Source organism: Bacillus sp. GMa5/1, assembly GCF_050172015.1.
Taxonomy (GTDB): Bacteria; Bacillota; Bacilli; order Bacillales; family Bacillaceae_G; genus Bacillus_A; species Bacillus_A cereus.
Genome location: NZ_JBNLYC010000113.1, coordinates 1 through 14,662 on the forward strand (window position 1 = coordinate 1; position 14,662 = coordinate 14,662).

Consider the following 14,662-nt stretch of genomic DNA (forward strand, 5'->3'; position numbering starts at 1 on the left):
GTTTCTTTGTCTCTTCTTCTAAGACCTAATAATCCTGCTAGTCCTAATAAACCAAGCCAAGCCCAATTATTATTTCTATCACGATTATCATTTAAATCATTTGTTGTATTGACATTTCGAGTTCTCACATCATTATTAACTCTGTCTAAGTTATTGTCATTTACTCGAGTTGAAATATCAGTGTTATTCACTCTATTCATATTATTTCCATCGTATTCAGCTTGCGCAGATGTACCTAAAAACATAATAGATAGTGCTAAAACACTTAAAATAGATGATAATTTCTTTTTCATAACAATTCCCTCCTTTCTTAATCATTAATTTCTCCGGAGCATCTGTGTATTATTCATTTCACAATATCTAAACCAGTATAATAGGGCGCACATTTATTGAAAATAGAGTTGAATGATTGTTAATATATTATTGGATATATATTTCTCATAAAAATAAATGAATCAAACTTTGCTTAAAATGTTAATCCTAGTACAATTTATAGTATACGGACTAGCACTAAGGAGGTAATGAGATGCGGCAATTTGCAAAACCTACAATCGTCGTAAGTAAATGTTTAGAATTTGATGCTTGTCGATATAATGGAGAGATGATTCCAGATGTAACAATACGAAATTTGCAGCCATTTGTTACATTTATACCTGTTTGTCCAGAAGTGGAGATTGGATTGGGAACTCCTCGTGAAACGATACGAATTGTAGAAGAAAATGGTGAGAACAGACTTGTGCAACCGTCGACACGAGAAGATGTAACTGAAAAAATGGAGCAGTTTTCAAATGACTTTTTACAAACGATATCGGATGTGGATGGTTTTATTTTAAAGAATCGTTCACCAAGTTGTGGTACGCGTGATGTGAAAATTTATTCTGGTTTTGAAAAAGCGCCAGCAAAGGGAAAAGGATCGGGCTTATTTGGCGGAGCAGTAGTAAAAAAATTTTCGCATCTTCCTATTGAAGAGGAAGGCAGATTGTCGAATTTTATTATTAGAGAGCATTTCTTTACAAGACTATTTACAATCGCATATTACAAAATGATTAAACATAATAAAAATATGAAAGACCTTGTATCGTTTCAGTCGGACAATAAATATTTATTTATGGCATATAATCAAGTGAAACAAAAGGAATTAGGGCGTATAATTGCAAATCACAAAAATGAAAAGATTGAAGTTGTATTTGAAAACTATGAGAAGACTTTATATGAATTATTTATGCGCACCCCCCGCTATACATCGAATGTAAATGTATGCGAGCACATTTTTGGATACTTTAAAACAAAGCTAAAAAAACAAGAAAAAGATCATTTTATAGAACTGTTACAAAAGTATGCAGAAAAGAAAATACCACTTAGTAGTTTACTTACAATTCTAAAATCATGGGCCATTCGATTTGATGAAAAGTATTTATTAAGACAAACGTATTTCGAACCATACCCTGAAGCATTAGTAGAAATTTCTGATTCGGGAAAAGGTAGAGATTATTAAACAATAAATTACATAATTCGACACAAAATCTCCTATGTTGTTGTAGAACAATGTAGGAATTTTTTTGTGCATTAGTACAGAATCTGTTTTAAAATTAAGTTATGACAGAATTATAGCAATTGTCTAACTAATATTCTTGTCTTTTAAGTTGTTATGTTTGTAGTAGAAACTCGCACGCTGTCGAAACTCAATATTCGATAAGGGGTGTGTAGCGGAATGGAATTTACTCTAACTCGCGAAAAACAAATGATTAAAGAAATGGTACGTGACTTTGCTGAAAAGGAAATCGCACCGAAAGCTGTATATTATGACAAAACTGCAGAGTTTCCATATGAAACATTTCAAAAAATGGGCGAACTAGGATTATTAGGCATCCCATTCCCAGAAGAGTATGGAGGTTCAGGTGGCGATACTGTATCGTATGCGTTAGCAGTTGAAGAAATTGGTCGCGCTTGTGGTGGCACTGGTTTAAGCTATGCTGCAACAATTTCATTAGGTGCTTCTCCAATTTATTATTTCGGTACAGAAGAACAAAAACAAAAGTATTTAGTTCCAATGGCGTCAGGTAAAACATTAGGTGCCTTCGGATTAACGGAGCCGAATGCTGGATCAGATGCAGGTGGTACTCAAACGAAAGCGGTACTAGATGGCGATGAGTATGTAATCAGTGGTGAGAAGTGTTGGATTACAAACGCAGAGTATGCAAATACCATTATTGTAACCGCTGTCAACGGTGTTGAAGAGAATGGTAGAAAACGCATTTCAGCATTTATCGTACCTACTACTAGTGAAGGATTAACGATTTCTAGTCCTTACGATAAAATGGGCGTTCGTGCTTCTAATACTTGTGAAATCGTACTTGATGGTGTTCGTGTACCGAAAGAAAATATTCTTGGTGATGTAAATAAAGGTTTTAAACAATTTTTATATACACTTGATGGAGGACGTATTTCAATCGCAGCATTGGCAGTTGGTATTGCGCAATCAGCCTTTGAACGTGCATTGCAATATGCGAAAGAACGTCAACAATTTGGAAAGTCAATCTGTAATTTCCAAGCGATTCAATTTAAATTAGCTGATATGGCGACTGAAGTAGAGCTAGCACGCAATTTAGTACATAAAGCAGCTTGGTTAAAAGATAATGATAAACCTTTCGGCAAAGAAGCGGCAATGGCAAAACTATTTGCATCGGAAGCAGCAAGCCGTATTGCGAATCAAGCAGTACAGATTCATGGTGGATATGGTTATATGCGTGAATATGAAGTTGAACGACATATTCGTGATGCGAAACTATTAGAAATTGGTGAAGGAACTTCTGAAATTCAACGTCTCGTAATTGCTAGACATTTAGGATGTAGATAAAAGGGAGGAATCACTATGTTTCAAAAAATATTAATTGCGAATCGCGGGGAAATTGCTGTTCGTATTATGAAAACTTGTCAAAAACTTGGCATACGCACTGTTGCTATTTATTCTGAAGCAGATGAAAATGCCCTTCATGTGAAGATGGCAAATGAAGCTTACTTAGTAGGTGGACCGCGTGTTCAAGAAAGTTATTTAAACCTTGAAAAAATTATTGAAATAGCTAAGAAGACAAATGCAGAAGCGATTCATCCGGGTTATGGTTTATTATCAGAGAATCCGTCTTTTCCGGTTCGTTGCAAAGAAGAAGGTATCGTATTTATCGGTCCTTCAGAAGAAATCATTACGAAGATGGGAAGTAAAATCGAATCACGTATCGCAATGCAAGCAGCAGATGTCCCAGTAGTCCCAGGTATTACTACAAATATTGAAACTGCTGAAGAAGCAATTGAAATTGCAAAACAAATTGGTTATCCATTAATGCTTAAGGCATCCGCAGGCGGCGGAGGCATTGGTATGCAGTTGATGGAAACTGAGCAAACGCTCACCAAAGCGTTTGAAAGTAATAAAACAAGAGCGCAAAACTTCTTCGGTAACGGAGAAATGTATTTAGAGCGATATATAGCAGACGCGCATCATATTGAAATTCAGCTTTTAGCAGATACACATGGTAACACAGTGTATTTATGGGAGCGTGAATGTTCGGTACAGCGCCGAAATCAAAAAGTAATCGAAGAAGCACCTTCACCATTTTTAGATGAAGGTACACGAAAGGCGATGGGAGAAGTTGCTGTACAAGCTGCCAAAGCACTTGGTTATACAAATGCAGGTACAGTTGAGTTTCTTGTAGATGATCAGAAGAACTTCTATTTCTTAGAGATGAATACGCGATTACAAGTAGAGCATCCAGTGACAGAAGAAATTACGGGATTAGACCTTGTAGAACAGCAACTCCTTATCGCAAGTGGAGAGAAACTATCATTTACTCAGGATGATGTAAAACGTAGTGGTCATGCCATTGAAGCTCGTATTTATGCAGAGGATCCGAAAACATTCTTCCCATCACCTGGGAAAATTACAGATTTAACACTACCGTCAAATGTACGGATTGATCACTTCTTAGAAAATCATGTAACGATTACACCTTTCTATGATCCAATGATTGCGAAAGTCATTGCACATGGCGAGACTCGTGAAGAAGCAATTTCAAAATTACATGATGCTCTAGAGGAATTAAAAGTAGAAGGTATTAAAACGAACACACCAATGCTACTGCAAGTTTTGGAAGACGAAGTGTTCAAAGAGGGTATTTATACAACAGGCTTTGTAACGAAACAACTCGTTAAAAAATAAGATTTAACAATATTAAGGGGGAAAAAATGATGACGAAAGTATACGCATCGATGGCAGGAAACGTTTGGAAGATTGTTGTAGGAGTAGGAGATACAGTAGAGGAAGAGCAGGATGTCGTCATTTTGGAATCTATGAAAATGGAAATTCCAATCATTTCAGAAGAAGCTGGCACAGTTATGAAAATTAATGTGCAAGAAGGCGATTTTGTAAATGAAGGAGATGTATTATTAGAAATTGAATAGGGAGATATAGGGGGAAGCGAATTGAAACTACCTAATTTTGCTGTCATTAAAGAAGTCGGGCCACGTGATGGCTTACAAAATGAAAAAAAGATTGTTGGCACAAAAGATAAAGTAAAATGGATTCAACTACTTACAGAAGCGGGATTGTCGTATGTTGAAGTTTCCTCATTCGTTCACCCAAAATGGGTCCCTGCATTAGCGGATGCAAATGATGTATTTTCTGAGCTGAAAAGGGATCCCAATGTTACATATGCTGCGCTTGTTCCGAATCAAAATGGTTTGGAACGAGCTTTTTTGCAAAATGTAGATGAGGTGAATGTTTTTTTATCAGCAAGTGAATCTCATAATAAAAGTAATATTAATAAATCGATCAAAGAAGCATTAGTCGTAATTGAAGATATAACAAAACAGGCATTATTCGAAGGGAAAAAGGTAAGAGGCTATGTTTCTACTGTATTTGGATGTCCTTATGAAGGGAATATAAGTCTCGCAGCAGTTGACGAATTATGTAATCAACTATTTTCATACGGTATTTATGAAGTTTCTCTAGGGGATACAATCGGTGTAGCGAATCCATTACAAGTAGAACAAGTATTAGAACATCTATTAAAGAAGTATGATGCTTCGCAGTTTGCCATGCATTTTCATAATACGTATGGAATGGCTCTAGCGAATGTAGTTAAATCATTAGAATACGGTATTACAACGTTTGATAGTTCTTGTGGTGGACTCGGGGGCTGCCCTTATGCACCAGGAGCATCAGGTAATGTTGCCACTGATGACCTAGTACATATGCTCCATAAATTAGGAGTCCAAACGAATATAGACGAAGAAAAGTTATTGAGAGCTAGTCAATTTATTCAAAGTAAGTTGAATATCCAATTACCGAGTCATGTGTATAGAGCGCTTCAACATAAAACGATAAGTAGGTGAGAAGATGCTACAATTACAAAACATTTCAGTTGATTATGTAACACCTCACGTAGTAAAGATTTCGTTAAATCGTGCAAGACAAGCAAACTCATTATCTTTGGCATTATTAGATGAACTACAAACGATATTAACTCAAATAAGTGAAGATTCAAACGTACGTGTAGTTATTTTGACTGGTGCTGGTGAAAAAGCATTTTGTGCTGGTGCAGATTTAAAAGAGCGTGCCGGTATGAATGAAGAACAAGTTCGCCATGCTGTTAGTATGATTCGCACTACTATGGAGATGGTTGAACAATTACCACAGCCAGTTATTGCTGCTATAAATGGAATTGCACTTGGTGGTGGTACGGAATTAAGTTTAGCTTGTGATTTTAGAATTGCTGCTGAATCTGCAAGTCTTGGTCTTACTGAAACGACACTTGCAATTATACCAGGAGCAGGTGGTACACAGCGCTTACCGAGATTAATTGGTGTTGGTAGAGCGAAAGAATTAATTTATACAGGTAGACGTATTTCAGCGCAAGAAGCAAAAGAATACGGTTTAGTAGAATTTGTTGTACCAGCTAATTTACTTGAAGAGAAAGCGATTGAAATAGCAGAGAAAATTGCTAGTAATGGACCTATTGCTGTTCGATTAGCAAAAGAGGCAATTTCAAATGGTATTCAAGTTGATTTACATACCGGATTACAAATGGAAAAACAAGCGTATGAAGGTGTAATCCATACGAAAGATCGAATAGAAGGATTACAGGCATTCAAAGAAAAACGCAAACCGATGTATAAGGGGGAGTAAATATGTTAGACCAAAAACAACAATCTAATTCATTTGAAGAACGAGTTGAAACAATTAAACAAGGCGGGGCACCGAAATATCATGAGCAAAATAAAGCAAAAGGAAAATTATTTGTTCGAGATCGTTTAGCGCTTCTATTTGATAATGGCGAATATGTAGAAGATGCATTATTTGCTAACTGTGAACAAACAGGCTTACCTGCGGATGGCGTTGTAACGGCAATGGGTAAAATACATGGTCGTACTGCGTGTGTAATGGCCAATGATTCTACTGTAAAAGCTGGATCATGGGGATCACGCACAGTTGAAAAGATTTTACGTATTCAAGAAACAGCTGAAAAACTACGTGTTCCGTTATTTTATTTAGTCGACTCTGCTGGAGCACGTATTACAGATCAAGTAGAAATGTTCCCAGGGCGCCGCGGTGCAGGAAGAATCTTCTATAATCAAGTGAAGTTATCAGGTAAAGTTCCTCAAGTATGCTTGTTATTTGGACCTTCTGCAGCTGGTGGTGCGTATATTCCAGCCTTTTGTGACGTTGTAATGATGGTAGAAGGAAATGCATCTATGTATTTAGGATCTCCTCGTATGGCTGAGATGGTTATCGGTGAGAAGGTAACTTTAGAAGAGATGGGCGGAGCTCGTATGCATTGCTCTGTATCAGGATGCGGAGATGTTTTATGTAAGACAGAAGAAGATGCGATTAAACAAGCAAGACAATACATTTCATATTTTCCAAATAACTACTTAGAAAAGACTCCATTGGTTACACCTCAAGAACCGAAACAATTCGATAAAACGTTAGAACAAATCATTCCAGAAAATCAAAATGCTCCTTTCAATATGAAAGATCTCATTAATAGAGTTATTGATGAAGGTTCATTCTATGAAGTAAAAAAATTATTTGCTCAAGAGCTAATTACAGGCTTAGCACGTATTGATGGTAAGCCAGTTGGTATTATTGCAAATCAGCCGCGTATGAAGGGCGGCGTATTATTCCATGATTCAGCTGATAAAGCTGCTAAGTTTATTAATTTATGCGACGCATATCATATTCCATTATTATTCCTTGCGGATGTACCAGGATTTATGATCGGTACAAAAGTAGAGCGTGCTGGTATTATTCGCCACGGTGCAAAAATGATTTCTGCAATGAGTGAAGCGACTGTACCGAAGATTTCTATCGTTGTTCGTAAAGCATATGGCGCTGGTTTATATGCGATGGCAGGTCCAGCATTTGAACCAGATTGCTGTCTGGCATTACCGACAGCTTCTATTGCGGTAATGGGTCCAGAAGCTGCGGTTAATGCTGTATATGCAAATAAAATTGCAGCTTTACCAGAAGAAGAGCGTGCTAGCTTCATTGCTGAAAAACGTGAAGAGTATAAGAAAGATATTGATATATACCACTTAGCATCAGAGATGGTGATTGATGGTATTGTTCATCCAAACAATTTACGTGAAGAGTTAAAAGGACGTTTCGAAATGTATATGAGTAAATATCAAGTATTCACAGATCGTAAACATCCTGTATATCCAGTTTAAAAGCCCTATTTAGGGCTTTCTTGCTCAAAAAGTTAAGGAGGGGAAAACATTGAAACAAGCAGTTTGGTTTCCAACAGAAGAGTACAAGGAAAAAACACGTTTATATGGTTGGATGAAATCATTGGGATATGAAGATTATGAAACTTTTTATAATAAATCTATTGAGGAAACAGCTTGGTTTTGGGGAGAGGCAGAAAAAGCAGTAGGCTATCAATGGATGAAACCTTATACAGAAGTGTTAGATTTAGAAAATGGTACACCGTTTGCACAGTGGTATAATGGCGGAACATGTAACGTTGTAGAATCAGCTTTATCCCGCTGGCTTGCGGATGAAGAGACGAGAATACAGCCAGCACTTCAGTACGAAGGGGAAAATGGAACTTCAAAATCATTTACATATGAAGAGCTTGACCACTGGGTAAGCCGTGTTGCAAATGGTTTGAAACACGCGGGTATTGAGAAAGGTGACCGTGTAACAATTTATATGCCGATGATTCCAGAAACAGTTGTTGCGATGCTAGCTGTAATGAAAATCGGAGCAATTATTTCACCAATATTCTCAGGCTTTGCGTCTGATGCAGTTATGACACGTGTGCAAGCGGCAGGTTCAAAAATGATTATTACCGCAGATGGATTTTCACGTCGCGGTAAAATTGTTTCTTTAAAAGATGAAGTAGATAAAGCTTGTGAACATTGCCCAACTGTTGAAAAAGTTGTTATCGTTCGTCATGCAGGAAATGATTTTACACCACATAACTATGACTTTTCGTGGAGTACGCTAGAAAAAGAAAAACCATTCATACATGCAGAGGAAATGCAAAGTGATGATCCATTGATGCTCATTTATACATCAGGAACGACTGGTAAGCCGAAAGGAACAGTACACACGCATGCAGGATTTCCTTTGAAAGCAGCTTTTGATGCAGGATTTGGAATGAATATTAAACAAGGTGATCGTGTATTATGGGTAACTGATATGGGCTGGATGATGGGGCCGTTTCTATTATTCGGTTCACTCATTAATGGAGCAACGATGGTTATGTACGAAGGTGTTCCAGACTTCCCAGAAGCAGACCGGTTATGGGAGACAGTTGATAAATATGAGATTACTCATCTAGGTATTTCGCCAACGTTAATCCGAGCATTAATGGCAAAAGGTGATGAGTATGTCAATAAACATTCTTTAAAGAGTTTGGAAGTATTCGCATCAACAGGAGAACCTTGGAATCCTGATCCATGGATGTGGCTGTTTGAAACAGTTGGAAAAGGAAATGTTCCAATCTGTAACTACTCAGGTGGAACTGAAATCTCTGGTGGGATTTTCGGTAATGTTCTTATTAAGCCAATCGCACCGATTAGTTTTAACGCATCTTTACCAGGAATGGCAGCTGTCGTACTGGATGATCAAGGTAAACCAATTCGAGATGAAGTCGGAGAATTATGCTTAGAGAAACCTTGGGTAGGTATGACGAAAAGCTTCTGGGAAGATGATGAACGTTACGTGAACACATATTGGTCACGTTTTGAAAATAAATGGGTCCACGGTGACTGGGTCATTTACGATGGTGAACAATATATCATCACAGGGCGTTCAGACGATACGTTAAATATTGCAGGTAAACGTATTGGACCTGCTGAATATGAATCTATTCTTGTGAAACATAACGATGTAATTGAAGCTGCTGCAATTGGTGTACCTGACGAAGTAAAAGGTGAAGTTTGTCATTGTTTTGTAGTATTAAGAGATCATGTAACATTCACAGGAGAATTAAAGAAAGAATTAATGAGTTTAGTAAACTCTCATATTGGAAAAGCGTTGTGTCCTAAAGACATCCACGTTGTAGAAGATTTACCGAAAACACGTAATTCTAAAGTAATGCGCCGTGTTATTAAAGCAGCTTACTTAGGAAAAGAATTAGGTGATTTGTCTTCACTTGTAAATCCTGAAGTAGTTCCGTTTATTCAGGGGTTACAGTCTAGTAAATTATAAAGTTAGAAAGGATCTCTGTATAAATAGAGATCCTTTTTTATGTTTATAAAAAGAAAAGAAGTGAATTTGATGAAGAAGAAAAATTCTACTATTAGTGTTAAGTATGTTTTATAGTTTTAATCAAAATACGATATTATAGAATGTCTATTCAATGGGGGAATACTAATTTACAACAACAAGGTGGTGACAAAGCGTGACTGCTTATATGTCTGTTTAAACCTTTACGTGTTCATATATAAAAAGCTGACTATACTCAGTCAGCTTTTTATATATTACATTCTAGTATTTATCTCGCTATTTGTCAGGCAGTAATGCCCCCACCTAAAAATTCAGCGAAAGCAAGGAAGTAGGTGAGGGATCAACTTTCCGGAAAAGTCCGATTGGTTCCAAAAGACATATTCTTTCCGTTAAGTTGACATTAAAAATATTACCAGTTTTTTCTTTTACAATGGCAACAAATAAAGAAACATTTACAACGACACTTATTTCGTTTAGAACTCCAATCGTCATCACAATGACACTTTTCTTTAGATTTCCACCAATCATCATTACAATGCTTTTTCTGAGAACTCCAATTATCATCACAATGATGTTTTTCTTTAGATTTCCACCAATCATCATTACAATGCTTTTTCTGAGAACTCCAATTATCATCACAATGATGCTTTTCTTTAGATTTCCACCAATCATCACAACAATGCTTTTTCTGAGAACTCCAGCAATCATTTTTCCAGGACATTCATTTCTACCTCCTTTTAATAGTGTTCATATTATTCTATGTTTTAATAAAAAAATGGCTTGTTTATTAACCTACTATTTTATCTTTATATAATAGAGTGTTTTCTACTCGATATAGAGTTCATACAAACTATGCTAATTTTTAAGAGATAGTGGAGGGAACTATTACTAGTTATGGTATTTTTTAATAAACATTTGTTGAAGAAAGCGTTCTGATTACAAATAATATCTTATTTCGAGTACGCTTTTTTGAATGTATATTTCACAATAACAAAGGAAAAACCGCAAATAAAGTCTATGGATATGTGAGCTAATGGGAAAATCTAGTGCGTTTTTAAGAAGCGTCTTATTTAAAAGAAAAAAGGTTTGTTTTAGAAAGTGGTGTCTAAACATTAAATAAAGTAGGACTAAATTCACGGCCCCTCATTAAACAAGCTTTTAATTAGGGGAGGTCTGTTTTTATAATGAATAATGAAAAGAAAGTTTGGTACAATGGTTTGTTTTTTTCTTTTTATGTGTTTGCCTCGTACCCTTTTAAGCTAGTGGACATACTTTACTAATAGAAATGATTAGGGGGTGAGGTATTGGGTTCTCGATTTAATAATTGTAAAAAGAAGTGCACATGTAAACAGGATGATTGTTGGGAAGTATTCGAAGAGTGTAAAAAAGAACAGCATGAGAAATGTGATAATTCTTGTGTACAAGGAATTAGAGATGAACTTAAGAAATTAATTAATCGAACAGTTCAAATTAACACAGAGGGACGTACTTATGTAGGTACTGTTTCGTCTGTAAGTTGTGATGTAGTTAAGCTTGCGGCTATTCCTGGATCGGTTGGAGTAATTATTTCCATTTGCAAAATTGAAGCAATTTTCCCACCGGTTACAACGGTTACTGCTGACTTTGATTTTAATGGTATTGATGTAGCAAACAAAGCATAATTATGCTGCTTTTTTGTAAAGCCATTCACATGAATGGCTTTATTTTAATTTTATATAAAAGGAGAATATATTCTTTATATAGAAATAAGTTTGAGGTTATAAAGCATGATGTACGAAAGGAGCAAGGAAGTGATTAAACTAGAAAGCTTTAAGAAATCTGATTTTAAACAATTAATAAATTGGATTAATTCCGAAGAATTTCTAATACAATGGTCAGGAAATGCATTCACATTTCCTTTAGACGAACAGCAATTAGAGAAGTATATAGAAAGTGCAAATACACTCGCTTTCAAAGTGGTAGATGAAGAGACTTCAGACGTTATTGGACATATTTCGCTTGGGCAAATAGATAATATTAATAAGTCCGCTAGAATTGGAAAAGTATTAGTTGGTAATACGAAGATGAGAGGACGTTCTATAGGAAAACATATGATGAAAGCAGTACTTCATATTGCTTTTGACGAATTAAAACTACATAGAGTAACTCTTGGTGTGTATGATTTTAATACATCGGCCATTTCATGTTACGAAAAAATAGGGTTTGTAAAAGAAGGCTTATTAAGAGAGTCAAAAAGAGTAGGAGAAACGTATTGGAATTTATGGGAAATGAGTATGTTAGAATATGAATGGAAGAAGTAGCAACGATAGTAATTTATAATTATATTATGTTAACAAAGGGGTTTGGTGGGTATAGTGGATAATAAAACAAAAATAATTTCAATTGCAGCTGTTTCGGGGGGAGGTAAAACTACAATTACAGAAAGATTAAAGCATAAGTTTAAAAACTCAAAAGCTCTATATTTTGATAGTTACACATTTGATAAATCTCCTGCTGATATTTGTAAATGGATTGATGATGGGGCGAATTACGACGAGTGGGTATTAACACCATTAATTCATGATATTGAGCAACTTATACAAAATAATACCTTAGACTATATTATTGTAGATTATCCTTTTGCATACTTAAATAGTGAGATGCGAAAATTCATTGATGTAACTATATTTATTGATACGCCTTTAGATATTGCGATGGCTAGAAGGATTTTGCGAGATTTTAAGGAAGGTACAATAGATGAAATACATAATGATTTGGAACATTACATGACATATGCGAGAAAAGCTTATTTAGAGGCAATTCATACTGTTAAGCCGAATTCAGATATCATATTGGATGGTTCTTTATCTGTAAGTGAAATAATTAATCACGCTGTAGAGGAACTTGGCTGAAGAGAAGTGATTGTCAATGGTTAAATGTATAACAGATGCTGTTAGGTGGATAATTGAAGTAAGGGAGAGATAAATGTGTACACTTTATTTCAATATAATTGGCAAGTAAGAGATGATTGGTTTAAGTGGTGTGAACAACTTTCAGAGGAAGATTTACTTTGCAAACTGGGGGTATGTTAGAAACATTATTTCATATTGTAGATGTAGAGTATAGTTGGATTAGTGCTCTTCAAGGATAAGAAGATAGAGAACAGCAATTTAAAGATTATCAATCGATTCAAAAAGTGAAAGCGTTATTTAATTTATATAAACGAGAACTTGAAGTTTTTTTACAGTCATAATTATCTAGCCTAGAATGCTAGCACACTTAAAATAAGCCGTATAAAAAGTTAATCATTGTGTGCTTTGATTATATAATGTCGGCGAAATAAATAGTGTGAGGGACAACTATTCTAACAAGTATTTTATGTAACGTTCGTATATTTAAATTTTCTTGTAATTAATCGAATTCTAATTTTTTAGAAACGGATAATGAGGTATGGGTGGTGCTCTTTTTATTGAATAAAATGAGTTGATTTTTCGGAATTTCCTTACAATATAAAAATTAAAATTTTATTTGTTGTTAAGAAAATATATGAGGAAAATAAAAAAAGAGGGCTAATGCCCTCTTTTTCTTTTAATTTGGTAATTAATCACAGATTGGTATCCCGAGCACTCTTAGAGCTAATGCTACTTGAAGGGAAATCTCTAATCTAGCAATTTCAATACCAGCTACTGAAAGAACTAAAAAAGGTTGTCCGTTTACAAATACAACGCAACTATCCATAGTTAAACCTCCTTTCTAGTAATCTACTATAGTATATGAATAGAACTTTAAAATGTAATAGTTCAATTGTTGGATTTAATAGAATTAATAGATTAACCCATTTAAACTAAACAAACGAACACAATGAAAGGAAACAGAGATGGATGTATGCCTCAAAAAACATAGGTTTTAAGACATGTAATGGGATATGAAATTCCATCATATTGGTCAGCTGTCTGTATGGGCGAGGAAGTTAAACTTGCAACCAGTTTCAGCAAATTTGATTGGAAGAGGATGATAGAATTAAAAACCGACTTGCATCTTAAGCGCAAGTCGGTTTTATATATATAAGAAGATTTCTTAATTGAAATCCTCGGATTTTTTCTGACGTATATGTAAAAACATTAAGGTGGTAATGATTAAAAAAATCATTATAGTTTGTATAATTAAATTTTTAAACTGAAGTAATATTGTCCAAGATGTAAGGGCGTCTTTAAAAGCTTGGAGTGCAGAGTACGAGGAAGGATCAAAACCATACTGTAGCAACTTTTTTGTTTCAATAAATGAAATGTTTTCTTCATCTGCATCTAATATTACTGAAATTAGTCTAGTATCTCCAAGTTTTGCTGTACTGACAAAACTATAATTACCGTTAGTTGAAAAACTAGTTTGTAAGCCATCAACACCTTGAAGTTTAATGTTTTCATTAAGGGAATATATCATTTTATTCGTATTGAAAACCTGGGAATCTTTGAAGGTAAATTGGTAAGAGGTTAGTTTCGTAATATTCAATACATCTGGAAAATCTTTTACTAATCGTGCTGCTAGTTTAGCTGCATCTATTGCTGTTGTAGTTGATTGTTTATTTGTATCATTATTAATTCCAGTAGAGTTTAGAAATGGAGATGGTTGTAATAACTGTAGTTCTTTTGCTTTTTTATTCATTAATATTGTAAAGTTATCTTCATTTCCAGCAATGTGTTCTGCTAGAGCGAGTGCAGAACGATTATTCCCTGCCAGTAGCAATGCATGAAGTAAATCACGAACCGTTGTTTTATCATTCGATGTTACTTGTATAGGGCTTGTTTCTACTCGGAAAACTTCGTTACTTATTTGTACGAAGTCATCTAACTGTATTTTTCTATCATTTAGTTGCTCCAATACGATATATTCTGTCATTAATTTAGATAAAGCAGCTGATTGTACTGGAGTTTCTTCATTTTTTTTATAAACAAT

15 protein-coding genes and 2 pseudogenes are annotated in these 14,662 nt (G+C 35.1%); 13 read left to right on the forward strand and 4 right to left on the reverse strand.

What is annotated here, in order from left to right; genetic code table 11:
- Nucleotides 1–293, reverse strand: a 293-nt coding sequence (locus ACQGSG_RS20865) for a WGxxGxxG family protein (RefSeq protein ID WP_426947940.1), incomplete at its 3' end; no start/stop codon positions are given.
- 233 nt (nt 294–526) lie between these two features.
- On the opposite strand from ACQGSG_RS20865, the gene ACQGSG_RS20870 reads away from it, so the two are divergent.
- The 8 genes from ACQGSG_RS20870 to ACQGSG_RS20905 all read left to right on the forward strand — a co-directional run bounded on the left by ACQGSG_RS20870 (nt 527) and on the right by ACQGSG_RS20905 (nt 9,712).
- Nucleotides 527–1,495: a YbgA family protein gene (locus ACQGSG_RS20870; RefSeq protein WP_001248645.1), complete on the forward strand. Its 969-nt coding sequence runs from the start codon at nt 527–529 to the stop codon at nt 1,493–1,495.
- Nucleotides 1,496–1,711: 216 nt separating this feature from the next.
- Nucleotides 1,712–2,857, forward strand: coding sequence for an acyl-CoA dehydrogenase family protein (locus tag ACQGSG_RS20875; protein ID WP_325842884.1), 1,146 nt, complete (start codon nt 1,712–1,714; stop codon nt 2,855–2,857).
- 15 nt (nt 2,858–2,872) lie between these two features.
- On the forward strand, nt 2,873–4,210 hold the full coding sequence (locus ACQGSG_RS20880) for an acetyl-CoA carboxylase biotin carboxylase subunit (RefSeq protein WP_000486742.1): 1,338 nt from the start codon (nt 2,873–2,875) through the stop codon (nt 4,208–4,210).
- A 26-nt stretch (nt 4,211–4,236) separates the two neighbouring features.
- Nucleotides 4,237–4,452, forward strand: coding sequence for an acetyl-CoA carboxylase biotin carboxyl carrier protein subunit (locus ACQGSG_RS20885; protein ID WP_001987345.1), 216 nt, complete (start codon nt 4,237–4,239; stop codon nt 4,450–4,452).
- 21 nt (nt 4,453–4,473) lie between these two features.
- Nucleotides 4,474–5,385 carry a hydroxymethylglutaryl-CoA lyase gene (gene mvaB, locus ACQGSG_RS20890; protein ID WP_000775437.1) on the forward strand — a complete coding sequence of 304 codons (912 nt, stop codon included), beginning with the start codon at nt 4,474–4,476 and terminating at the stop codon, nt 5,383–5,385.
- A gap of 4 nt (nt 5,386–5,389) precedes the next feature.
- A complete protein-coding gene (locus tag ACQGSG_RS20895; RefSeq protein WP_000939798.1) occupies nt 5,390–6,178 on the forward strand; it encodes an enoyl-CoA hydratase in 789 nt (262 codons plus the stop codon).
- A 2-nt stretch (nt 6,179–6,180) separates the two neighbouring features.
- A complete protein-coding gene (locus ACQGSG_RS20900) occupies nt 6,181–7,722 on the forward strand; it encodes an acyl-CoA carboxylase subunit beta (protein ID WP_325842883.1) in 1,542 nt (513 codons plus the stop codon).
- Between the two features lie 49 nt (nt 7,723–7,771).
- Nucleotides 7,772–9,712, forward strand: coding sequence for an AMP-binding protein (locus tag ACQGSG_RS20905; protein ID WP_098569830.1), 1,941 nt, complete (start codon nt 7,772–7,774; stop codon nt 9,710–9,712).
- Nucleotides 9,713–10,033: 321 nt separating this feature from the next.
- Here ACQGSG_RS20905 and ACQGSG_RS20910 read toward each other — a convergent pair whose 3' ends face one another.
- Nucleotides 10,034–10,438 carry a hypothetical protein gene (locus ACQGSG_RS20910; protein WP_325842882.1) on the reverse strand — a complete coding sequence of 135 codons (405 nt, stop codon included), beginning with the start codon at nt 10,436–10,438 and terminating at the stop codon, nt 10,034–10,036.
- Between the two features lie 596 nt (nt 10,439–11,034).
- Between ACQGSG_RS20910 and ACQGSG_RS20915 the strand changes: the two genes are divergently transcribed.
- From ACQGSG_RS20915 to ACQGSG_RS20930, 4 genes and pseudogenes are all read left to right on the forward strand, one after another.
- Nucleotides 11,035–11,391, forward strand: coding sequence for a hypothetical protein (locus ACQGSG_RS20915; protein ID WP_000535573.1), 357 nt, complete (start codon nt 11,035–11,037; stop codon nt 11,389–11,391).
- A 105-nt stretch (nt 11,392–11,496) separates the two neighbouring features.
- Nucleotides 11,497–12,030 carry a GNAT family N-acetyltransferase gene (locus ACQGSG_RS20920; RefSeq protein WP_000990082.1) on the forward strand — a complete coding sequence of 178 codons (534 nt, stop codon included), beginning with the start codon at nt 11,497–11,499 and terminating at the stop codon, nt 12,028–12,030.
- Between the two features lie 54 nt (nt 12,031–12,084).
- On the forward strand, nt 12,085–12,621 hold the full coding sequence (locus ACQGSG_RS20925) for an AAA family ATPase (protein ID WP_098290705.1): 537 nt from the start codon (nt 12,085–12,087) through the stop codon (nt 12,619–12,621).
- Between the two features lie 75 nt (nt 12,622–12,696).
- Nucleotides 12,697–12,956, forward strand: a pseudogene (locus ACQGSG_RS20930) (DinB family protein); the annotation flags it as partial.
- Nucleotides 12,957–13,309: 353 nt separating this feature from the next.
- On the opposite strand, the gene ACQGSG_RS20935 reads toward ACQGSG_RS20930, so the two are convergent.
- Nucleotides 13,310–13,447, reverse strand: a complete 138-nt coding sequence (locus tag ACQGSG_RS20935) for a DUF3956 domain-containing protein (protein WP_000376554.1) — start codon at nt 13,445–13,447, stop codon at nt 13,310–13,312.
- Nucleotides 13,448–13,630: 183 nt separating this feature from the next.
- On the opposite strand from ACQGSG_RS20935, the pseudogene ACQGSG_RS20940 reads away from it, so the two are divergent.
- A pseudogene (locus tag ACQGSG_RS20940) lies at nt 13,631–13,724 on the forward strand (DinB family protein); the annotation flags it as partial.
- A 62-nt stretch (nt 13,725–13,786) separates the two neighbouring features.
- On the opposite strand, the gene ACQGSG_RS20945 reads toward ACQGSG_RS20940, so the two are convergent.
- Nucleotides 13,787–14,662: D-alanyl-D-alanine carboxypeptidase family protein (locus ACQGSG_RS20945; protein ID WP_426947942.1), on the reverse strand; the 876-nt coding region annotated here is incomplete at its 5' end.